Raw genomic sequence first — 22135 nt, 5'->3', positions numbered from 1 at the left:
TCTTAATAGTCATATGGCATTTAAAAAAACAATTATTAAGAGGCTTTAGATATACTCAGCATCATGGCTATGAATTGATTAATTTTTAGGATTAAAAAATGACTCAAATATGTTCAATTTCAGTTGGTAAAGTGCAATCATTAACCCAGCCAATAGGTGATGGAACACCTATTATTTATTCTGCTATTCGTAAATTACCAATTAGCACTCTGCATAATGTGACTGAAATAATGATAGGTCAACTTGGAGTAGCTGGCGATGAGCAATCGAACCTTCAAGTACATGGCGGGATTGAAAAAGCCATTTATGCCTATGCGTTTGAACATTACGCATTTTGGAAAGATTGTTTAGTGAGGCAAAATCATTTTGATCCTCAACATGAGCTTGCTCATGGATTCTTTGGTGAAAACCTTACCGTCAGTGGTTTGTTGGAAAAAGATGTTTTTATTGGTGATAACTGGCATGTAGGTCAAACCATACTTCAGGTGACACAGTTTAGAGAGCCTTGCTTTAAATTAAATATCAAAATGAACTTTAAAGCAGCCGCTAAAACGATGGTCCAATCTGGCTTTTCGGGTTGGTATTTAAGGGTTTTAAAAACAGGGACTATGCAAGCCGGAGATGCAATCACGGTTGAGCCGGGCTCACGACAAATTTCCATCGCGGATCAAAACCAAACTTTCTATCGTTTAAAAGGTCAAACTGACTTAGAGTTTTAGACGACCCACAATGCAAATGATAACGATTCTCGTTTATAATCGAATTATGTTTAAAAAACGATAAAGCGATGAGACTAAATCAACTTCCAATTAACGTTACTCAGAGGGTGAAAAAGGTAAATCCCTTTACTTTGATGCCTGAGATAGAGCATCAATTGGCAGAAATAGGTTTTATTCCTGGCGAAAAGGTAACTGTACTCAGAAAAAACTTCTTTGGCGGAGATCCTATGATGATTCGTATTGGGTTATCTACATTTGCTCTTCGAAAGCAAGAAGCGGCGTTAATCGAGGTAGAAGACCTCAAAGATAATGACTGAAACTAGAATCCATTTTTTCCCCAAAGAACCATTAGTTGCTTTAGTTGGAAATCCTAATAGCGGTAAAACTTCTCTATTTAATTTGTTAACCGGTGGTAAGCAAAAGGTTGCAAATTATGCGGGTGTAACCGTTGAACGTAAAGAAGGAAAGCTTGATTTAGGTAATCAATCCTTACGTATTTTGGATTTACCAGGTGTTTATAGTTTGTATCCACGATCCTTAGATGAAGAAATCACATGTAATGTGCTTTTGGGTCGAGCAACTGGAGAGAAAAAACCTGATTTAGTTTTATGTGTTTTAGATGCAACGAACTTACGCAGAAATTTAAGGCTTGTACTCGCAGTAAAAAGAATGGGATTACCCTGTATTGTGGTGATCAACATGATGGATATAGCAAAAAAACGAGGGATTGATATTGATCTTTCTAAGTTAGAGCAAGAATTACAACTACCCATCGTTGAGTCGATTGGCATCCAAACGAAAGGTGATAAGGCCGTTCGAGACAAGTTGGCGACTTATGACTTTAAAACGCATGTAAGTACTTTCAACTCAACAAAAGTAGTTTCTGATCAACAGCCGATTGAGGCAGACAACATTGTTGTTCAGGGAATATTGAAAAGAATGGGATTAGACCAACTGATTGCTGACCCCATTAGTGATCGGTTTGATCGAATATTGTTGCATCCGATTTTGGGTCCAATTATTTTATTTATCGTTTTATTTTTTATATTTCAGGCAGTATTTTCTTGGGCAGAGTATCCAAAAGAAATCATTGAGGCTGGTACTGATTGGGTCAGTCAGTTGATTTCAAACTTGATACCCGAGGGATGGTTACAGAGTCTACTCGTTCATGGCATTATTGCTGGGCTTGGTGGAGTTTTAGTTTTTTTACCGCAAATTCTCATCCTTTTTTTCTTTATTCTTCTTTTAGAGGAGAGCGGTTATCTTCCTAGAGCTGCATATTTACTTGATAGATTAATGGGATCAGTGGGTTTGTCAGGTAGATCATTTATACCCTTGTTATCAAGCTTTGCATGCGCTATTCCCGGTATTATGGCAACCCGAACCATTAGTAATGCAAGAGACAGATTGGTGACTATTTTAATTGCGCCTTTAATGACCTGTTCAGCAAGGCTACCTGTGTATGCACTTTTAATTGGCGCGTTTATTCCCGCAAGAAAAATTGCCTTTGGAATTGAATTACAAGGGTTCGTATTGTTTGGTTTGTATGCTGCAGGTATTTTAGGCGCCATGGTTGTTGCCTGGATACTAAAAACATTTTTAAGTTCTCAAAAAGCATTTCATCCACTAATGATGGAATTGCCAAATTATCATATGCCTAGTTTTAAAAATATTGCTATCGGTTTGTGGCAACGAACGATTATTTTTTTAAAACGTGTGGGTGGCACCATTCTAGTGTTAACCATAGCCTTATGGTTTTTAGCAAGTTATCCAAATCCTCCCTTGGGAGCAATTGGACCTGCTATTGAATATAGTTATGCGGGGATATTAGGCAAAGCTTTAGCCTTAGTATTTGCACCAATTGGTTTTAACTGGGAGATTAGTATTGCATTGGTTCCTGGCTTAGCGGCAAGAGAGGTTGTCGTGAGTTCCCTGGCAACCGTTTATGCAATTGCAGGGCAGGCTACAAGCGCTGAAGAAGCATTAACACCGATCTTGCAGCAAGGCTGGTCCCTTGCAACTGCATTGTCATTACTGGTTTGGTTTGTATTTGCACCGCAATGTTTATCAACCATTGCGGTAGTAAAGCGTGAGACGGGGGGATACAAAATCCCGTTGATTATGTTGACGTATTTGTTTGCTCTAGCTTATCTAGCCTCTTTCATCACTTATCAAATTGCTCTAAGTTTTGGCCTGGGTTGATATTTTAAGTTCCGATAGCAATTGGATTTTGAGGGTGATTACACCACTCACTCCAACTACCAGCATATAACAGAGAGCCTTTGAGCCCAGCAAGCTCCATGGCAAGAAGGTTGTGACATGCTGTAACTCCAGACCCACATGAATGAACTACTTGATCTGGTGGATGGCCAATAGTTGAAAATTCAGTAACCAACTCTGCTTCAGTCTTAAATAAATTATTTTCATTCAGATTGTTTTTATAAGGTCTATTTATAGCACCAGGAATATGACCTGCTACCGGGTCAAGGGGTTCTGTTTCACCTCTAAAGCGCTCCTTTGCTCTGGCATCCATGATTTGGAAGCAGGGATTTTTAATATTATGTTGCACATCAGACATATGAATCAGGCCTTTATATTCGACAATAGGTAGGTTTAGTAGCGAGTTAGGATTACCACTTGGACCACTTTCAACTGTTCCCCCAAGTTTTGTCCACTCTTTAAAACCCCCATCAAGAATATGGATGGCTTGATGGCCAATAGCTTTAAGCATCCACCACATCCTAGCAGAATAGGTGTTTTCTTGAAAATCATAAAGAATCACTTTTGTGTTTTCAGAAACGCCTAATCGTGCTCTAGTATGAGCCCAGTCTTTAGAACTTGGTAGTGGGTGCCTCCCCTGTAAAGGGTTTTTGGGTCCAGAAAGATCTTTTTCAAGATCCACATAAATTGCACCAGGAATATGTGCATCTAGGTATTGCTGATAGCCTAAATGCGTTTGACTTAAATCGAATCTACAGTCAAATATAACGGTATCATCCAGTTGATTTTGTAGGGAAGTTTGTAATTCGTGAGTCGAAATGAGGATGGAATTTAAAGTCATCGAGTTAATTTCATTTAAAGTGTGAATAATAGTTAAACTATAGAGGATTTGAAACGTAATGCAATCCCAAAAAGGTAGAAGAAATGCTCAAGTGCTTAATAACCTTTACTTTATTCTTCATCTCCACTTTATCTATGGCTATTGAAGAGCCCAAATATATCTCCAGCGAGATGGAGGCGCCATTCGAGATACGGCAATATGAGTCTGTTTTGATTGCTGAAGTCATGGTGGAGGGAACTCGGGATGAGGCATCTAATAAAGGATTTCGTTTGATTGCGGATTTTATATTTGGGAATAATGAAGGATCACAAAAAGAATCACAAAAAATTGCGATGACAGCCCCAGTTACTATTGAGCCAAGAAAAATAGCAATGACTGTTCCTGTAACAGTAGATCAATCGGATGAAAAAAATTGGCGAGTACAGTTTGTAATGCCCAAAGAATATTCGATGGAAACCTTGCCTAAGCCAAAAAATAATTTAGTCAAGATTAAAGAAATACCAAGTAAGCGATATGCTGTGATGGTGTTTTCTGGATTAAATAATCCCGAAAAAATCGAAAATAATACAAAACAGTTGCGCGCGTGGATGAGTGATAAACAGTTAAATGCGATTGGCACACCACAGCTTGCGAGATACAACCCACCTTGGACTTTGCCACCGTGGCGAAGAAATGAAATTCTGATTGAGATTGCGCCGTAATTTCAGTCAAAAATACCCATCCGCCTTTTTGCATGTGTATGAACACCGTTGGTCATTGCCCAGCGAACCGGTTTGGCAATCAAGTGGATGGATTGATTGACCAGTTGCCTTTCAATCTTTGTGGGGATGGGGCGATTCATCATTGGGTATGCCCAATCAGGCAGGTTATAAAATCCTGCCTTAATAATTAGACGATTAAGCACATAGGTTTTTGGATCTGCAGGTAAGTTTTCTAATAAATCAACTACCCACTTTGATCGATCTGAATATTCTAATTCTGGAAAGTAAGATTCAATTGCATGATTGACACTAGATATTGTTCTAGCAAATTGATCATTCCCATATTGATCCATGATGATGCAGCCTAAGCCTTCGGATATCTTGCTCATTTCGGCAAAGTATTGATTCTGGTCAGACTCTGAGATGGTTTGATTGACATAGATGCGATGCGCATTCAAAAAACTATATGCCTCAGTTAAATGAACCCAGTAAAGTAACCGAGGGTCGCTAACTCGGTATGACCTTCCATCAGGATGAAATCCACCAAGTGAGTCATGAATTTTCTTTACACGCGTAATCGCACGAGTAGCCATTTCGGTATTCCCATAGGTAGTTGCGGCGATAAAAAAGGCAGTTCTCCCAAGACGGCCCTTTAAATCTTCCCTAAAAGAGGAGTGGTCCCATACGCCTGAAAGAGCTAGCGGGTGAAGGGCTTGAAGTATTAAGGAGCTGATACCACCAATCATCATCGACATAAAATCTCCATGAACTTTCCAAACAACAGAGTCAGGCCCAAATAATCCAGGATCTCCAGGTGGGTATAGAAACTCCGTCGGTGACTTCCCACTGTTAACAATTGAACGAACTTGCTGAATGATCAGTTGCTTAATCAACGTATTTCTCCCATGAATATTTCCATATTAAAGCTTAATCGAGATATTTTTATAGGCAAAAAAAACCCGACCAGTTGGTCGGGCTTTAATCGAAGCATTAATTATTAATCGTTTGCATAAATATCTACGTCTTTAGTTTCTTTTAAGAACAAGGAACCGATGACGAGAGTAACTGCTGCAATTGTGATTGGATACCACAAGCCGTAGTAAATGTTACCGTTTTGCGCAACAAGTGCAAATGAGATCGTTGGTAATAAGCCACCAAACCAACCATTACCGATGTGATATGGTAAAGACATTGAAGTGTAGCGAATTCTGGTTGGGAACATCTCAACGAGATAAGCTGCAATCGGACCATATACCATCGTCACGTAGATTACCAAAATAGTTAACAGGGCAATAATCATCGGAATATTCATTGCTGCTTTGTCAGCTGCTTTAGGATAACCAGCAGCATCTAGAGCTTCACGAATTTCTTTTTTGAATGCGCCATCTTTAGCTTTAGCTTCGTCAGCACTTAAACCTTTTGAAGTGTAGCCTTGGATGTCCTTATCACCAATTTTAATCATTGCGACACTTCCAGGTGCAGCGCTCACAGTTGAATAACTTGCAGAGTTACTTGCCATCACCTGCTTTGCAATATCGCAAGAGCTTGTGAATTTAGCTTTACCAGTTGGATCGAACTGGAATGAACATTCAGCAGGATCAACTGTTACCGTAGCAGGTGAAGACTCCATTGCTTTTTCTAAAGCAGGATTGGCGTAATGAGTCAGACTGTTAAAAATAGACACGGGTGTATTCGGAATAAATGTAATGATTGCTAATAACAAACCTAGCATGATCACTAATTTACGCCCAATTTTATCTGACAAAGAGCCGAAGAAAATGAAGAACGGTGTACCAATTAAAAGGGATGCAGCAATCATTAGATTTGCGGTTTTCGCATCAACTTTTAATACTTGTGTCAGGAAGAAGAGGGCATAGAACTGACCGGTATACCAAACAACTGCTTGACCAGCAACTAAACCAACTAAAGCCAAAATAACGATTTTTAAGTTTTTCCATTGGCCGAAAGACTCCCCTAAAGGCGACTTAGATAACTTACCTTCAGACTTCATTTTTTGGAAAGCTGGGGATTCAGCCATTTGAAGACGAATGTATAAAGAAATACCCAGTAAAAGAACAGAAACAAGGAAAGGAATTCTCCATCCCCAAACTTCGAAGTCTTTTCCTGTCAATTCTCTACAAGCTAAAATTACCAATAAAGAAAGGAACAGACCCATTGTTGCGGTTGTTTGAATCCATGCAGTAAAGTAACCACGACGATTTCTTGGGGCATGTTCAGCAACATAAGTAGCCGCGCCACCATACTCACCACCCAGAGCCAAACCTTGCAAAATACGAAGGATAATCAAGCAGACTGGAGCAGCTACACCAATAGATGCGTAATTAGGCAAAATACCAACTAAGAAAGTAGATGCACCCATGAGCACAATAGTAACTAAGAAGGTGTACTTTCTTCCGATCAAGTCACCTAGTCTACCGAAAACTAATGCTCCAAAGGGGCGCACAATAAAGCCAGCAGCAAATGCCAATAAAGCGAAAATAAACGCTGAGCCTGGATCTAATTTTGAGAAAAATTGAGCGGCGATAATCGCAGCTAATGAACCGTAAAGATAAAAGTCATACCATTCAAATACAGTACCCAGTGAAGATGCAAGAATAACTTTGCGTTCTTCAGCTGTCATTGGGGTAGATTTTTCAACTGCCTGATCTAATGTAGCCATAGTTAGTAAACTCCTTTTTTAATTTCAACAAATAATCCAAAATGAATTATCCACATATAAATTAATCTGGAGGACGTAATTAGGGGTATTTACTGACATAAAACATTGTTTTTAATAAAATCACTAAAAATACAAATAATTATTAGAAATTACAACATGAAATATCGTTTTTCTCTGACAAGAATTCTAGCGAATTGTGAGAAAGGAAAATATATATTTATATTGGTATGTATTGGAGGATTAACGTATATAAGCAACATAAATGTATCAGAATTAAAAAAATAGTTGTCAAATATACTGTTTTTCTATACAGTATATTAATGTTCTTAAATTAACTTGATAAAGAAGAGAAGATGATCGGAAAAAAGATGGACGATAAAAAGTCAAAGGCTAGCGCTAATACAATACCCACCAGCTCAGCAAACTCTGAGTTCTCGGGTATGAATGGCGAAAAACAAAAGGCCTTGACTGCAGCACTGGCCCAAATTGAAAAACAATTTGGTAAGGGTTCAATCATGCGTCTTGGCGATGCTGAAATTGCTCAGGATATCCAAGTTGTATCTACCGGGTCGTTGGGACTTGATATAGCACTTGGAGTGGGTGGACTTGCCAGAGGACGCGTAATCGAGATTTACGGACCAGAATCATCAGGCAAAACTACGTTGACTTTGCATGCTGTAGCTGAAATGCAAAAACTTGGCGGTACTTGCGCATTTATTGATGCTGAGCATGCCTTAGATGTTCAGTATGCTGCCAAATTGGGCGTTGATGTTAATAATCTTTTAATCTCCCAACCCGATACCGGTGAACAAGCCCTAGAAATTGCTGATGCGTTAGTGCGCTCTGGCTCCATTGACTTAATTGTGATTGACTCAGTGGCTGCATTGGTTCCAAAAGCCGAAATAGAGGGTGAAATGGGAGACTCGCTCCCTGGCTTACAGGCTCGCCTCATGAGTCAAGCATTACGTAAATTAACTGGCACCATTAAACGTACGAATTCGATGATCATTTTTATTAATCAGATACGTATGAAGATTGGTGTTATGTTTGGTTCTCCTGAGACAACCACAGGGGGTAATGCTTTAAAGTTCTACGCTTCCATGCGCCTTGATATTCGTCGTATTGGAAGTATCAAAAAAGGTGATGACAATATTGGAAATGAGACTAGAGTTAAAGTGGTTAAAAACAAAGTCTCTCCACCCTTTAGAGAAGCTATATTTGACATTATGTACGGCTCAGGGATTTCTCGAGAAGGAGAGATTGTCGATATGGGTGTAGAAGCAGATATCGTTGAGAAGTCAGGTGCGTGGTATAGCTACAAAGGTGAAAAAATTGGACAAGGCAAAGACAATGCGCGCGATTTTCTAAAGGCGAATCCTGAATTAGCAAAAGAAATTGAAGCTCTAATTCGCGCAAAATTAGGTGTTAAAGGAAATAAAGCAGTTATATCTGGTAAGGAAGATGACGAAGTCGAACCTCCAGAAGCTTGAGGAACAAATCGAGCAAATAGAGTCTGATACTCGTCCCAAAAGCAAAATTAGTCTTCTGGGACGAGGTATTCGATATCTCTCAATGAGAGAGCATAGCGAAGCAGAAATTCGCAAGAAGTTACATCCTTATGCAGAGAACGAGGAAGAGCTTAATAACGTAATCCACCGTTTAAAAATCAAGAATTTTTTATCGAATGAAAGATTCTCTGAGAGTCTTATTCATAAAAAGGCTAAAACTTTTGGAAATCATCGCTTGGCTCAAGAGTTGAGGAAGCATGATTTAGAGCCTGAAATTATTTCTAAGCACCTCTTAGATTTGAAAAAAACTGAGTCAAAGCGAGCTTATGAAGTATGGTTGAAGAAGTTTGGAACTCTAGCAAAAGAGCCTAAAGACCTAGCAAAACAAATTCGTTTTATGGTTAGTCGCGGCTTTGACCAAGAAATCGTTTACCGCATTGTTCGAGGGAAAACCCTAGAGGATTCAATTTGAAATGCTAGACTATAGGGATGTCCATAGATTCTCAAGAATTATCTCCTTCTCGTAGGCTCGTTCATGAGCGAAAAATCGATTTAAAAGTATATCGAAGGGATGATCAGTTATGGGATATCGAAGCTGAAATCCTTGATTGCAAAGGTCAGGATTTACAGTTGGCGGCAGTCTATCGTAAGGCTGGAGAGCCCATTCACCAGATGCTGTTAACGGTTACTATTAACCAAAGTATGGATGTTGTTGATGCATTTGCTAAGTCTTTTCAAGTTCCTTATGAAGGAACTTGTGAGTTAATCGGACCAGATTATGGCAAATTAATAGGATTAAACTTATTGAAAGGCTTTCGCGAGGGAGTTAAGAGTAGGTTAGGCGGTATATTAGGTTGTACTCATATTTCCGAATTAACAAAATTATTGCCAACTGCAGCAACACAAGCATTTGTTGGTGAAGTTTTCTATATTCAAGCCGATCAGGCTCAAAAGATCCGACCTGATGAACAATTGCCCTTTCAATTCAATGGTTGCCATGCTTTAAGAACGGATGGAGCCGTAGTAAAACAGTATCATCCAGTTTGGTTTGGTTACCCCTTAGAGCCTGGAAAATTCACAATTTCTAAGGAGTAAGAAACTTTGACTTCAATCAATCATTTTTCACCGTTATTATCAATAAATAAATGTTCAACTAAAGGGAAGCAATTATGAAAATCCATGAATACCAAGGAAAAGAACTCCTTCGTCAATTTAATATTCCAGTACCAAATGGTATTCCGGCATTTAGTGTTGATGAAGCTATGGCGGCAGCTGAAAAACTCGGTGGCCCAGTTTGGGTGGTTAAAGCTCAGATTCATGCCGGCGGACGTGGCAAAGGTGGTGGAGTTAAGGTAGCAAAAAGTCTTGAAGAAGTAAGAACTTATGCAACGAATATTCTTGGGATGCAATTAAAAACGCATCAAACTGGACCTGAGGGGCAGTTAGTCCGTAGATTACTGATAGAAGACGGTGCAGATATTAAAAAAGAATATTATGTCGGACTTCTAACTGATCGTGAAACACAATCGGTAGTGATTATGGCTTCAAGTGAAGGTGGAATGGATATTGAAGAAGTTGCTGCTCATACGCCTGAGAAAATTATTAAAGAATTTATCAATCCATTGCATGGTGTAAGCGATGCTCAAGCAACTAACTTAGTTAAAGGTATTGGTGTGCCTGAGGCATCTCAAGCACAGGCTAAAGAGGTGTTAGTTAACTTATATAAGACTTATATGGCAACAGATGCCTCATTAGTTGAAATTAACCCATTGATCCTAGAAGGTAATGGCAACATTAAAGCCTTAGATGCAAAGTTTAATTTTGACCCTAATGCGATGTTTAGACATCCTGAGATAGTTGCTTATCGTGATGAAGCAGAAGAAGATCCTGCTGAAATCGAAGCCTCTAAATTTGACTTAGCTTATATCTCCCTTGACGGCAATATTGGTTGTTTAGTAAACGGTGCTGGATTAGCAATGGCGACTATGGATACGATTAAATTGTTTGGCGGATCACCTGCCAACTTCCTTGATGTTGGTGGTGGAGCGACAGCCGAGAAGGTTACTGAAGCATTCAAAATCATGTTAAAAAATAAATCAGTAAAAGCAATACTAGTTAACATTTTTGGCGGAATTATGCGCTGTGATGTGATTGCAGACGGTGTGATTCAGGCATGTAAAGCAGTAAATCTTTCTGTTCCTTTAGTCGTGCGCATGAAGGGCACTAATGAAGATTTAGGAAAGAAGATGTTGGCTGAATCTGGATTGCCGATCATCAGTGCTGACACGATGGCAGAAGCTGCAACTAAAGTTGTTGCATCCGTTAAATAATTAAAGAGGAATACAAATGTCTATATTGATCAATAAAAATACGCGTGTGATCACACAAGGTATTACAGGAAAAACGGGCCAATTTCATACTGAAAAATGTCAAGAGTATGCAAATGGTAAAGAATGTTTTGTGGCAGGTGTGAACCCTAAAAAGGCTGGTGAGTCAATTTTCGGTATTCCAATTTTTGGTAGTGTAAAAGATGCAGCTAAAGAAACTGGGGCAACTGTATCAGTTATTTATGTACCACCAGCAGGAGCAGCAGCAGCTATTTGGGAAGCTGTTGAAGCTGACTTGGATTTGGCTATTTGTATTACAGAAGGTATTCCAGTCCGCGATATGCTTGAAGTGCGCAATCGTATGAAAGAAAAAGAAGCAAAAGGCGGCAAGAAAACTTTATTACTTGGACCTAATTGCCCTGGTTTAATTACACCAGAAGAAATTAAAATCGGAATTATGCCAGGCCACATTACCCGTAAAGGCCGTATTGGAGTTGTGAGCCGCTCTGGAACTTTGACTTATGAAGCTGTTGCTCAGCTAACAGAAATTGGACTAGGTCAATCTTCCGCAGTTGGAATTGGTGGAGACCCAATTAACGGACTCAAGCATATCGATATCATGAAAGCATTTAATGATGATCCAGATACCGATGCCGTCATCATGATTGGTGAAATTGGTGGGCCAGATGAAGCAGATGCTGCTCGTTGGTGCCGTGATAACATGAAAAAACCAATTGTTGGTTTTATCGCTGGTGTAACAGCCCCTCCTGGAAAAAGAATGGGCCATGCTGGCGCACTGATTTCTGGTGGAGCAGATACTGCAGATGCAAAACTAGCGATTATGGAAGAATGCGGTTTTAAAATAACGCGTAATCCATCTGAGATGGCAAAGTTATTAAAAGCGATGATTTAAATTGTTATCAAAAATTAAAGGGGCTTAGGCCCCTTTTTTATTGGAATATTAAATAATCTACTAAAATAATAAAAATTTATTATTCAATTAAAACAACAAGGACAACAGCATGGATTTTACATCGAGCGCAGTTTGGGTAGCTCTAGGTTACATTATGTTCACTAATATTTTGCTGTCCGGCGACAATGCCGTCGTAATAGCAATGGCTTCTCGAAACTTGCCGCCCGAGCAGCAGAAAAAAGCAATTTTTTGGGGTAGTGCCGCTGCAATTGTAATGAGAGTGATTCTCACATTGGTTGCCATACAGTTGCTTGCGTTGCCTTATTTAAAAATCATTGGCGCGATACTTCTAATATACATTGGCGTCCAGCTAATGGCTGATAGTGATGATGAAGAAAATATCAATTCTGCTCCTTCGATGTTCACAGCCATTAGAACGATCTTAATTGCAGACCTTGTCATGAGTTTAGATAATGTGGTCGCTGTTGCTGCTGCTGCAGATCGAGCTCCCGAAGAAATGCGTATGCCACTCATTTTGATTGGTCTTGGCTTGAGTATTCCATTGATTATTTTTGGCAGTACTATTCTTCTGAAAATCATGGATAGATACCCGGTCATTATTACGCTTGGCGCTGCTTTGTTAGGTTTTTTAGCTGGCGAGATGTTTGCGACTGACCCAGCAATCCATCATACGTTGGTTGAAGCTCTTGGTGCGGAAAATGCTGATGCGCCATTCCAGATTTTAGGAATTGCGTTAGTAGTGATCATTGGTTTATGGTTAAAAAAGAAATCAAATCATCAAGAAAAAGCATAAACATTGAGGGATGAATAAAATGACTACTTTTAAAAGACTTATTGTTTTATGCTTTATCTGCACTTTAGTGGCTTGTGGAGATTCACCATCTTCACGATGGATGAAGTACTGTAAAGGTACGCAATCTGAATGTAAGTGTATGGCAGATTCTTTAACAAAAAAAATCGAGAAGAAAGATTTTATTGCTCTTCTTGACCAGCTCGAACAACTTGATAAAAATGGTAAAAATATTGGTGATGCGATTTTTAAAGAAGGACTTGTAAATAAAGATGTCTCCATGGCATTTTTACAAACTGCAAAAGCTTGTAAAGAAATGGATAAGTCAGAATCAAAAGAGAAGCGTAAAGAAGAGCCTATCATAGCGTCACCACCAGTTGCAGCTCAAGCTCCAGTTGAAGCCCCAGTTGCTCCAGCGCAAGCGGCACCAGTACTTAACGCAGCTGATCAAGAGTTGAATTCCATTAACGGCATTTGGTACAGCTCCCAATGGAAATATGGGTATGAATTAAAAAATGGTGTAGGTGTGGCAACAAGTTCCAATAGTCCTAAATTTGCGCCTGGAGATATTATTCTTCGCCTAAGACCGGTCATGTTTGGACAGTTTGAGGGAGAGCAAATGTATAAGGATGGAAAGTTTTATAAAGTGAATGTGTCTTTGACTGCAGATGGCCGCCTATATTTTGAGGGTGATAAAAACGTTAAATGGTACATGGATAAAGTAAAGTAAAGTAAAATTTTAAGTATTATGCGATGGATTTTATTCGCCATCTTGAGCCTAGCTATTGCTGGGCTTTATTTTTTTCAAATATCTCATCATGTACCTGAAAAAAATAAATATGCTTTATATGATCAGTTAAGTCAAAAAAAAATTAAAGAAGGTCAGCTGATTTTTATCGCCAAGCCAGGATTTTGGGGTGATATTGCTCAAGCATTTTCTGAAAAAGATAAGCGTTTTGCCCATGTTGGATTAATTGCTAAAACAATTAATGGTGAAATTACTGTAATAAATGCAGATGGAAACCCAATTGATCCAAAAGGAAGTGTGCGTGAAGAGCCATTGAAGAATTTTATGGCCTCAGCAACAAGTATCAGCATATATGATTTAAAGCTTGAAAATAAAACAATCAATCAAATTATTGACCGAGCAAGATATTATGTTGACCAAAGATATGAGTTTAATAGTCAATTTATACTTGGACAATCTAATTCATTGTATTGCACTGAACTCCTTTGGGTATCGATTAAGGACGTTACACAACGAGATATAGTTCCCAATAAACGCACTCATTGGGGATATGAGTACATTGGAATTGATGATTTAACTACTAACCCATTAACGCAAGAAGTGATCCAACTCAATTTAAGCCGAATTAGTCATGGGTTCAGCGATGATGATTAAACTCATCATCGTTAATATAATCATCGTAATAGTCATGGGCATACTTAAGTAAAAGACTTCTTTTTTCGAGGATGTCTTTTGCAAAATAATCAGGTGGCAAATCAAAATTGCCAAAATATGACCGATTACAATTGAGCCCACGGCTAAATACCAAGTAAAGCTGGCATCAATTAAAGCAATATTGGGACGAAAGTTTTTCGTATGAAATAAGTCCCAGCCAAGATTAAATGGGTCTGAAATTAAAAAAATAATGTTTTGGACTTGAATCATAAAACTAGAAAAATTATGTGCAATCAAATAGGCAATAGCAATTGGAATGAGGCCAGGGGCTAGATCATTTGCCAAATATTTCACATTGACAGTAGGACACATTTTTTTACTGAGGTAACACGTCATTTGATAAATCAAATAAAATATACACCAGGTCAACATTAGGCCAACTGTACCTATCCAGTAGCCATTAATATCCATCGATTTTGGAATCAATTGTTCAAAGGCCTTTTCAAAGAGGACCCACATTTGGTTACCATGTAGGCCATCAAAAAGTACCGTAGTCAGCATAGCGATAATAAATCCCGCTTGACCAGATGGCGATTGTTCTGAATTCGACTTGATCAGACCCATGCCCCAAGGCCTCAAAAGTAAAGCTTTTTGTGATTGGCTATATGTAAAAAGACTAAATTTTCCTAAGTAATTAAAGTAGATAGAGAAAAAATCAATGTGTTGTAGCCATCGATTTTTACCAATCAGAAATATACCTAAAAAGGAAATACAACTCCAAATCAAAATTAAATAACCAATACGATAGGGCACAAATGCAACTGGATAAACAACCTCTAACCAACTCCAAACGAAGAGAAAAAGAGTAGCCAAAAACAAGCTATTCCATAAAAAGATTGGGGCAGGTATAGGGATTACTTTGGGCTGAGGCGTTGAAATAAGTTGTTGGATGAATAGATAAATATTGAGCCAAGGATTTAGGAGTGGCCAAACATTACCGAAGATAGAGATAAATAACGATAAACCTAACCACCAAGTCATCCAAATAAAATTGGGAGCTAAGTTTTGTAGGGGGTTTGTATCCCCAAAAAAACACGCACCTAAAACAACAAAGAAAAGAAGTGCAGATAAGATTTGTAATATAAATTTACTGATATTAAGTAGGTGAGGATTGTTGATATTGCGCCATAGAACAATTGGAAATCTTGTTTGAATAGTGGGCTTTGTAAAGATAAGCAGTACACCAATAAATGAGATGAGTACAACTAGCGCACTTCCAAAAACAAAAAAATTTAAGGGCAAAGGTAAATCATAACGCTCATCAATACTATGAGCATAGGAGTATTGGCTGAAAATTAAGCCAAAAAAAATGAAGAGCTTTGGCAATCGAAGTTGAAAAATCACGTGACTAAGGAAAAACTTCAAGTCTTGCTAAAGGTTCGTGTCGATGCGCTGGGGCTGAAGTGGCATTTGCAGCAGGGTGCCATTCAAACTGAAATCGTCCAGTTGCATAGGCCTTGAATTTTAAGGTTTGAGCTTCTTTCGGAGTAAGCTTTAAATCAAGTTGATAAGCATGTAAATGAAATTCACCAGGCTCATCACTTGTTACTTGGATTTGAATCACATCATCTTTTTTTGCTTTTATCAGTTGCTGTGATTTCGGCACAACCCCCTTGATTAAATCAAGAGAGGTTGTGATTTCTTTTGCATAACTATGCAAAGATGTAAAGCACAGGGCAATAATGCAAGATCTACCCAACAACTCAATCATTTTTCAGCAGCTTTCCAATTAGCAATTTCACGAGCTGAGCCAGTCAAAGAAAGAATATGCATTCCAGTATTTGCGCGATCGACAATATAAATATAGCCGCGTTCGTCTACTTCCACATTATTTGTCTGAATGGCTTTACGATCAGATGCTGCAGTAAAAGGTAACTTTCCACGTTGACTCGCTGGAGTCGCTAAAACCACCGTATTTTTATTCATCGCAGGAACAAAGTAGCCGATTTCTTTGGGTGCAAAAGGGTCTCTCATATCTACAGCACGAACTCCTGCATTGAAATAAGCAAAAAACATAATTTTTCTGTAGTAAACATCGGTCATGTTTTCATTCGAGGAGTGAGTGCCGAAGCGCCCACCTTTAGCGCAGTAGTTACCACTTTTTTCTGGGATTCCCCAGTTAGCAACACCGAAGGCACGTTTTTCATTAGTCGCATCAACAATCCAAACCATTTGACGACCTTCAAGACACTCTTTTTGAATCGCCTCATTGGTAACCACAATAAAGTCACGAGTTGCACCTAGTAAGTTTTTAGAAAATTCAGGCACTTTCACACCCATCATTGGGAAGGTAGTATGTGCACCATGCATCGTCGGCATATCTACACGTGTCACTTGTGGATAAAGAAGATTTTCTGGGGTAGGATCTTTAGCGCCGTTCAATAATTTTTCACGGTCAATAATTTGAATGATGCCATCGGTGTTGGTTCCATAGCCAAAATAAACACGATTTCCTTTAGGGCCAGTAGACATTACGCCATGTAATTGAACTGGAACATCACCTGAGGCACCTGGTTGTTGACCAACAAGGCCAAAATCTCTAATAAAGACAGGTTTTGCTGGATCCGATAAATCATATACCTGAGTCATACGGCTGGTTCGCCATTGAGGGTTGCCTGATACAAGGTAGGCGATGCCGGTATCACACTCCCAAAAGTTTTTGTGAGTACCTTTGAGACCTTTTGTAATAGTTGTGAGTAAAGTTGGGTTTTCGGGAGTAGTTACATCCCAGATCTCATGAGCTTGATTACCAAACACTCTCAACATATAAAATTTGCTTTTATCTGCTTTGGGTAATGTTGCGCCACTACAAACGCGAACCATTTGACTTCCGCCCTGTTCAGCAAGACCCTCTTCACCAGGGATGTGATACAAATACTTTGGTTTTTTAACATCAGTAACATCAATAATGGATGTTCCGTTATCTTCCATTTTGCCGTTCAGAGGATTGACCTTATTGTCGCCATGATGACCGATATAGGCAATCCAGCGATTACCTTGTTTTTGAATCGTAGGTTGATAAGCAGTTCTTCCTTGTAGGTCACTATAGCCTTCAAGTTTCATATTTTTAGCACTATCTATCCCTTGAGCAATCACATGCCCAGAAAATATGCTTAGAGCTAAAGCGCAAAAACTAGCTTTTAAGATAGAAGAAAAATTTTTTAAAAAAAGATTCATTGATTGATTCATTACTGTCCCCTTTGAGCCTCATTTAGATGAAGTTTGTTATATTTAGTTTAACTATACACAAATTTTAATGGGTATAGTCAATATTTTAGAGGAGAAAAAATTGAAATTAATCATGAAAAACATGTTGGCCTTGGTAATAGGTTTAGTTTGTGCAAACACATACGCGCAATCAACAGGCCCAATTAGAGCAAATTATGTCAACGCTTTTATACCCAGTTGTGTCGAAAATCAAAAAACTTTGCCGGAAAATAAAGGCATTACTCTTCAAACGATTAATTCGTATTGCAAATGTACTGCTCAAAGATCAGCCAATGGACTAACTAATCAACAAATTGAAATGTTAGATAAGTTAAATATTAAAGAGATACAGCAAAACGTATTTTTGCAATCCGCCATGAAAAAAGCCACTGAGTATTGCCAAGTTAACTATAGTAAATATTAATTTAAGCAACGTAAATTTGATTTAATTATTATGCCCATTATTGGCTGAGCTAAGAATAGGTTTTATAGCCTAATAAACATATCAAGTTTGATACATTAGGCTTTCCATTCCCCTGATTTGCCGCCACTTTTCTCTAGTAGTTTCACATCAGATATCACCATGCCGCGGTCTACTGCTTTGCACATATCATAAATTGTGAGTAGGGCGACTTGGACTGCCGTTAGAGCCTCCATCTCCACACCTGTTTGACCAATTGTTTTTGTAAGAGCAGTACAAATTACTTCATTTTTCTCAGAAATAACCTCAAAGTCTACGCTGACATGAGTTAAACCGATTGGATGACATAACGGAATTAGATCACTAGTCTTTTTTGCCCCCTGAATTCCAGCGATTCGAGCAATACCAAGTACGTCTCCCTTTTTGTGATTACCCGCAATGATTAATTCAAGAGTAGTCGGTAACATGATAATTTTACCTATGGCTTTTGCAATTCGTTGCGTAGAGTTCTTATCTCCAACATCTACCATGTGTGCTGCACCGGCTTGATTAAAATGAGTTAGCATGTTTAGATTCACTTATCTGAATAAAGGTGTTCATTGAAAAAAAGCATTATTTACTACATTCTTGTTTCTATCGTATGGCTTGATCTATTGTATCCTTTGCCATTGATCGCTCAGGATAAAGTAACTATCCAAAATTCAATCAATGCATCCAAAGAGGAGCCACCTCTTGGGGGACGTGCACCAATTATTTTGCCTGACTTAGGTGATGTCTCTGCTGGTGATATGAGTGCCCTAGACGAAAATAAATTAGGTGAGCGCATTATGCGAGAGATCCGTAAGGATCCAGACTATGTTACCAACTGGTTGATGTATGACTACATCAACCAGTTAGGAAATGAGCTAGTAGCTGGGGCAAGAAGTCAAAAAATATCAGGGTCAGAAAATTCGGGACCTTTTGCGCCAAAATTTGAGTTTTTTAATGTACGTGATCCGAGTATCAACGCATTCGCTTTGCCGGGGGGATATATTGGAATGCATACTGGATTGATGGTTCTTGCGGATAACGAAGCACAACTTTCTTCAGTCCTTGGCCATGAAATAGGTCACGTTACCCAAAAGCATATTGCGCGAGGCTCAGGCGTTGGGGCTAATAGTGGAGTAGTTATTCTGGCCTCCCTATTGTTGGCACTTGTTGCCGCAAGAAGTAATCCAAGCGCTGCCCAAGGCTTAGCAATTGGAGGACAAGCATTAGCGATACAAAATCAACTTTCGTATTCTAGAGATGCAGAAAGAGAAGCTGATCGTATTGGATATCAAATATTGAATGCAACAGGATTTGATGTTAATGGGATGCCTGAATTTTTTCAAAAATTACAAAAATCTGCGGGAATTACAGATTCAACCGTTCCAGCATATGTAAGAACGCATCCATTAACAAGCGATCGAATTGCCGATATGCAAGATCGTTCACGTAATGATCAAAATAAAAATAGACCAACAAAAAATTCTATTGATTTTTATTTAAATCAAACGATGGCTAAAATAGAGCAACAAAGTCAGGGTAGTGATTTACTGCAGACAAAAGATTTTTTTAAAGGTCAAACGTACAGTAAATCAAATGTAAGAATGATGCAAGGTCATTTTGGCTTGGCATTAGTTGCTCTTCAAGAGGTCAACATTGAGAAAGCAGAAAAACAACTTCTAAAAAGTAAAGAACTTGCATCTCAGCTTAGTTCCAATGAAATCCTTCCCAAAAATACATATGTTTTTGATATAACGAATGCTCAAATAGCAATGGCAAAGAAAAATTTTACGTTAGCGCAAAATATATCTGCGCAAGTTATCAAGTCATATCCAAGATCAAAAGCTGCTGGTGTTTTATTAGTTCAAGCATATTATGCTGGCGGTAAGAATTCTGAAGGGATTGCGTGGTTAGTGCAAAAAACAAAAGTTCAAAAAGATGACATTACTTGGTGGAATCTATTAGCCAAGGGCTATGCAGAACAAAACAACCAAGCAAAATATCATGCAGCTATTGCAGAGAAATATGTTTGTGAAGGAGCATTGCCTGCCGCGATTCAACAGTTAAACATTGCGAAACAGTCCAGTACTGGGGATTTTTATTCTTTATCTGAAATTGAAGCACGGAAGAATCAATTAGAGTTTTTATATCGTGAGGAATTGAAAGACAACGGGAAATTACCAAAAACTAATTAAGGCTTTGGATTTTTAATGAATTGAAAAAGTCGAGGTAAGTCTTTACTGTTGATGGGTTCTATGGACATTTTTTGGTGCCACAAAAACTCGCCTAAACTTCCACAGCTATTTTGAAATATTTTTGCAAATGCTGAAAAGATTTCTAAATCATGATCATGTAACAGGCCAATTGATTTTATTTGTTGCGGGGCATATTGCCCATTATCACCTTGTTGTAATACCTCAAACACTGCCTCAAAACTAATTTGATCTTGCTCATCCAAAAAACATCCGGTTGGGTGAATGGCTTGACCGAATGTGGTTTTTAACTCCCAATGTCCATCAGGAAGAGGGTAAAACCGAACCACCCAGGGACAATAAGCAAAAGAAATAAAAACACGTTGAGGACCATTTTGAAAAAAATGATTACCGTAGTGATCTTTCCCTAAGTGTGACTCGATATATTGTTTAAAACCAGGGTGAGTTATCTTTTCTCCAGATAATTGGTTTTTTTGAGCATATTCATTTTGAATCCGCCATTCACCACGTCGATCAAAATTGAGCCAGCCATAGCAATTGGGTACTTGGGGCCATTTTTGTAAAGCTTGGATAGTCACATGATCCATGCTTAAACAAAATTAATGGAAGCCATGATCACCAGCAATAGATGGTGAATGTATGAGATCTTTTGATACTTGACTGGTATGTAAATGAGCAATTCGCCAGCCCATTGTTCCTTGCACAAGGATGATTGTCATGTGGATAAAAAACGACGGTTCATGAACATCTTTTTGGAACCGAACAGCTTCCGTACTATCGACAAACGTAGTTCCCATATAGGTATGACTGGTTGCGGTCAGCGTATCGAAAATCACTGAGTTTTTCATCAAGTCTTTCAGGCCTAAACGTAATTGTTTATGACCCGTCAGGCGAACACCATCCGGCAAAATGCAAGTAACGGTATCTTCTTCAAACCATAAACTCAACGCATTTTCTAAATCGCATTTGATCAGGCTTGTATACCAACCCTCAATTACTTCATCGACATCGTGAAATAAACGTGCTGAGCGTGACATTAATTGATATTCCTTAAAGTAATACAACGATTTAATTCATCAAATGCGGACTGTGGGGTAATTAATTTTAAGCAGTTTAAATGTCCAAGAGGACATTTTCTTTGGTGACAAGGACTACAGTCAAGTCCTAAAAACATAATTCCTGCAAAAGGAGATAGTGGTGGCGTATGTTTGGGGTCACTTGAACCATAAAAAGCAATTTGTGGGATACCAAAAGCTGCGGCAATGTGCATTAATCCAGAATCATTACTCGCCAAACCTTTCGCTAGAGGAATCAAAGCGATAGATTGATCAAGGCTAGCTAATCCACAAAGATTGAGGATATTTAAATGTAATTTTATGTCTATTTTTTGAAAGATTTCGTCACAAATGACACGATCTTTTGAGCTACCTAACAGCACAATACTGCTAAAAGGATCATTTTGTAATATTTGAGTAGCTAGCGCAGCAAAGTGTTCCACTGGCCATTGCTTAGCTGGCCCAAATTCTGCTCCAGGTGCAAGAATATAAAATTTTTCAGGGTGTGGCAGTGACCGCAAAACATCTTTTGCTTGATTTTGATTAAAAGCGTCAACGTACAGTTGCGGCCTATTCTCTTTTTGAGAATTTGTTTGAAGATTGATTAATTCTGCCAAATCGAGATAGTGATGGACCATCGGGGGACGATTTTTTTTTGATGGATTAGGCAGGTATTTCGCAAGAAAAGCAGATCGAAGCTCCCCTTGATAGCCGTAAATTTTAGGAATCTTAGCCATTACAGGAATCAGAATCGATTTCCAACTATTAGGTAAAACAAACGCTTGATCGAATCGTCTGTCTTTGATCAGGTTTGCCATATGCTTGCGCTTGGCAAGCTCGATTTTGCCATGGGAAAAATTCCCCTCAATCACATCAGGCTTTGTGGGCATTGCTCGGTATACAGGGGCAACCCAAGGCGTCGCCAAAATAGTAATTCGACCCAAGTCCTCGTTCAAACAGCGAATCAAAGGCTCTGACATCACGGCATCGCCTATCCAATTAGGGGCGATGACGAGCGTTTGAGGCATTT

General features: G+C 38.8%; 24 protein-coding genes. 14 read left to right on the top strand and 10 right to left on the bottom strand.

All coding sequences use genetic code 11. The annotated features are described in order from the left end of the window. Positions 1-98: 98 nt before the first annotated feature. The 3 genes from QMN06_RS10830 to QMN06_RS10820 all read left to right on the top strand — a co-directional run bounded on the left by QMN06_RS10830 (position 99) and on the right by QMN06_RS10820 (position 2921). The gene (locus QMN06_RS10830) at positions 99-719 is read left to right on the top strand and encodes an MOSC domain-containing protein (RefSeq protein ID WP_281970132.1); all 621 of its coding nucleotides are present in this window, start codon (positions 99-101) and stop codon (positions 717-719) included. Positions 720-787: 68 nt separating this feature from the next. Beyond that, positions 788-1036 (top strand): FeoA family protein, encoded by a 249-nt coding sequence (locus QMN06_RS10825; RefSeq protein ID WP_281970131.1) that lies wholly within the window; start codon positions 788-790, stop codon positions 1034-1036. Beyond that, the gene (locus QMN06_RS10820) at positions 1029-2921 is read left to right on the top strand and encodes a ferrous iron transporter B (protein ID WP_281970130.1); all 1893 of its coding nucleotides are present in this window, start codon (positions 1029-1031) and stop codon (positions 2919-2921) included. Before QMN06_RS10825 ends, QMN06_RS10820 begins: the two co-directional genes overlap by 8 nt. A gap of 4 nt (positions 2922-2925) precedes the next feature. On the opposite strand, the gene QMN06_RS10815 is transcribed toward QMN06_RS10820, so the two are convergent. Then, positions 2926-3780 carry a sulfurtransferase gene (locus QMN06_RS10815; RefSeq protein WP_281970129.1) on the bottom strand — a complete coding sequence of 285 codons (855 nt, stop codon included), beginning with the start codon at positions 3778-3780 and terminating at the stop codon, positions 2926-2928. Positions 3781-3863: 83 nt separating this feature from the next. Here QMN06_RS10815 and QMN06_RS10810 point away from each other — a divergent pair, with 83 nt between their 5' ends. Further along, positions 3864-4481, top strand: coding sequence for a heme-binding protein (locus tag QMN06_RS10810; protein ID WP_281970128.1), 618 nt, complete (start codon positions 3864-3866; stop codon positions 4479-4481). Positions 4482-4483: 2 nt separating this feature from the next. Here QMN06_RS10810 and QMN06_RS10805 read toward each other — a convergent pair whose 3' ends face one another. Together QMN06_RS10805 and QMN06_RS10800 are read right to left on the bottom strand one after the other, a co-directional pair. Beyond that, positions 4484-5374 carry an oxygenase MpaB family protein gene (locus QMN06_RS10805; RefSeq protein ID WP_281970127.1) on the bottom strand — a complete coding sequence of 297 codons (891 nt, stop codon included), beginning with the start codon at positions 5372-5374 and terminating at the stop codon, positions 4484-4486. Between the two features lie 104 nt (positions 5375-5478). Continuing rightward, the gene (locus QMN06_RS10800; RefSeq protein WP_281970126.1) at positions 5479-7161 is read right to left on the bottom strand and encodes an MFS transporter; all 1683 of its coding nucleotides are present in this window, start codon (positions 7159-7161) and stop codon (positions 5479-5481) included. Between the two features lie 440 nt (positions 7162-7601). On the opposite strand from QMN06_RS10800, the gene recA reads away from it, so the two are divergent. The 8 genes from recA (at position 7602) to QMN06_RS10760 (ending at position 14122) form a co-directional block, all read left to right on the top strand. Then, positions 7602-8651 (top strand): recombinase RecA, encoded by a 1050-nt coding sequence (recA, locus tag QMN06_RS10795; RefSeq protein ID WP_281971775.1) that lies wholly within the window; start codon positions 7602-7604, stop codon positions 8649-8651. Then, positions 8623-9141, top strand: a complete 519-nt coding sequence (recX, locus tag QMN06_RS10790) for a recombination regulator RecX (protein ID WP_281970125.1) — start codon at positions 8623-8625, stop codon at positions 9139-9141. Before recA ends, recX begins: the two co-directional genes overlap by 29 nt. A gap of 17 nt (positions 9142-9158) precedes the next feature. Then, positions 9159-9764 (top strand): DUF2889 domain-containing protein, encoded by a 606-nt coding sequence (locus tag QMN06_RS10785; RefSeq protein WP_281970124.1) that lies wholly within the window; start codon positions 9159-9161, stop codon positions 9762-9764. A gap of 74 nt (positions 9765-9838) precedes the next feature. Continuing rightward, positions 9839-10999, top strand: coding sequence for an ADP-forming succinate--CoA ligase subunit beta (sucC, locus tag QMN06_RS10780; RefSeq protein ID WP_281970123.1), 1161 nt, complete (start codon positions 9839-9841; stop codon positions 10997-10999). Positions 11000-11015: 16 nt separating this feature from the next. Then, positions 11016-11909: a succinate--CoA ligase subunit alpha gene (gene sucD, locus QMN06_RS10775; RefSeq protein WP_281970122.1), complete on the top strand. Its 894-nt coding sequence runs from the start codon at positions 11016-11018 to the stop codon at positions 11907-11909. Between the two features lie 109 nt (positions 11910-12018). After that, the gene (locus tag QMN06_RS10770; RefSeq protein WP_281970121.1) at positions 12019-12723 is read left to right on the top strand and encodes a TerC family protein; all 705 of its coding nucleotides are present in this window, start codon (positions 12019-12021) and stop codon (positions 12721-12723) included. Positions 12724-12742: 19 nt separating this feature from the next. Continuing rightward, entirely contained in the window at positions 12743-13450 is a 708-nt protein-coding gene (locus tag QMN06_RS10765) for a hypothetical protein (protein WP_281970120.1), read from the top strand. A gap of 42 nt (positions 13451-13492) precedes the next feature. Further along, positions 13493-14122 (top strand): YiiX/YebB-like N1pC/P60 family cysteine hydrolase, encoded by a 630-nt coding sequence (locus tag QMN06_RS10760; protein WP_281970119.1) that lies wholly within the window; start codon positions 13493-13495, stop codon positions 14120-14122. On the opposite strand, the gene QMN06_RS10755 is transcribed toward QMN06_RS10760, so the two are convergent. From QMN06_RS10755 to QMN06_RS10745, 3 genes are read right to left on the bottom strand one after another with little or no spacing between them, the layout of a single operon-like run. Beyond that, positions 14084-15526, bottom strand: a complete 1443-nt coding sequence (locus QMN06_RS10755) for a hypothetical protein (protein ID WP_281970118.1) — start codon at positions 15524-15526, stop codon at positions 14084-14086. The two genes, QMN06_RS10760 and QMN06_RS10755, sit on opposite strands and share 39 nt — an antisense overlap. A gap of 4 nt (positions 15527-15530) precedes the next feature. Beyond that, positions 15531-15893, bottom strand: coding sequence for a hypothetical protein (locus QMN06_RS10750; protein WP_281970117.1), 363 nt, complete (start codon positions 15891-15893; stop codon positions 15531-15533). Next, a complete protein-coding gene (locus QMN06_RS10745) occupies positions 15890-17371 on the bottom strand; it encodes a hypothetical protein (protein WP_281970116.1) in 1482 nt (493 codons plus the stop codon). Before QMN06_RS10745 ends, QMN06_RS10750 begins: the two co-directional genes overlap by 4 nt. 100 nt (positions 17372-17471) lie before the next feature. On the opposite strand from QMN06_RS10745, the gene QMN06_RS10740 reads away from it, so the two are divergent. Continuing rightward, on the top strand, positions 17472-17813 hold the full coding sequence (locus QMN06_RS10740) for a hypothetical protein (RefSeq protein ID WP_281970115.1): 342 nt from the start codon (positions 17472-17474) through the stop codon (positions 17811-17813). A 95-nt stretch (positions 17814-17908) separates the two neighbouring features. Here the strand turns inward: QMN06_RS10740 and moaC are convergent, their stop codons facing one another. Continuing rightward, positions 17909-18376 (bottom strand): cyclic pyranopterin monophosphate synthase MoaC, encoded by a 468-nt coding sequence (moaC, locus tag QMN06_RS10735; protein WP_281970114.1) that lies wholly within the window; start codon positions 18374-18376, stop codon positions 17909-17911. 33 nt (positions 18377-18409) lie between these two features. On the opposite strand from moaC, the gene QMN06_RS10730 reads away from it, so the two are divergent. Then, positions 18410-20032: a M48 family metalloprotease gene (locus tag QMN06_RS10730; protein ID WP_281970113.1), complete on the top strand. Its 1623-nt coding sequence runs from the start codon at positions 18410-18412 to the stop codon at positions 20030-20032. Here QMN06_RS10730 and QMN06_RS10725 read toward each other — a convergent pair. The 3 genes from QMN06_RS10725 to waaF are packed head-to-tail and all read right to left on the bottom strand — an operon-like array spanning position 20029 to position 22133. Beyond that, on the bottom strand, positions 20029-20637 hold the full coding sequence (locus tag QMN06_RS10725) for a DUF2946 family protein (RefSeq protein WP_281970112.1): 609 nt from the start codon (positions 20635-20637) through the stop codon (positions 20029-20031). The genes QMN06_RS10730 and QMN06_RS10725 overlap by 4 nt on opposite strands. Before the next feature lie 12 nt (positions 20638-20649). Further along, positions 20650-21087, bottom strand: a complete 438-nt coding sequence (locus QMN06_RS10720) for a nuclear transport factor 2 family protein (protein ID WP_281970111.1) — start codon at positions 21085-21087, stop codon at positions 20650-20652. Then, positions 21087-22133 (bottom strand): lipopolysaccharide heptosyltransferase II, encoded by a 1047-nt coding sequence (gene waaF / locus QMN06_RS10715; RefSeq protein WP_281970110.1) that lies wholly within the window; start codon positions 22131-22133, stop codon positions 21087-21089. Before waaF ends, QMN06_RS10720 begins: the two co-directional genes overlap by 1 nt. Between the last annotated feature and the right edge of the window lie 2 nt (positions 22134-22135).

It is taken from the genome of Polynucleobacter sp. SHI8 (assembly GCF_027944005.1).
Taxonomy (GTDB): Bacteria; Pseudomonadota; Gammaproteobacteria; order Burkholderiales; family Burkholderiaceae; genus Polynucleobacter.
The sequence above is the reverse complement of the archived record's forward strand: the minus strand, read 5'-3'. Positions and strand labels throughout refer to the sequence as shown.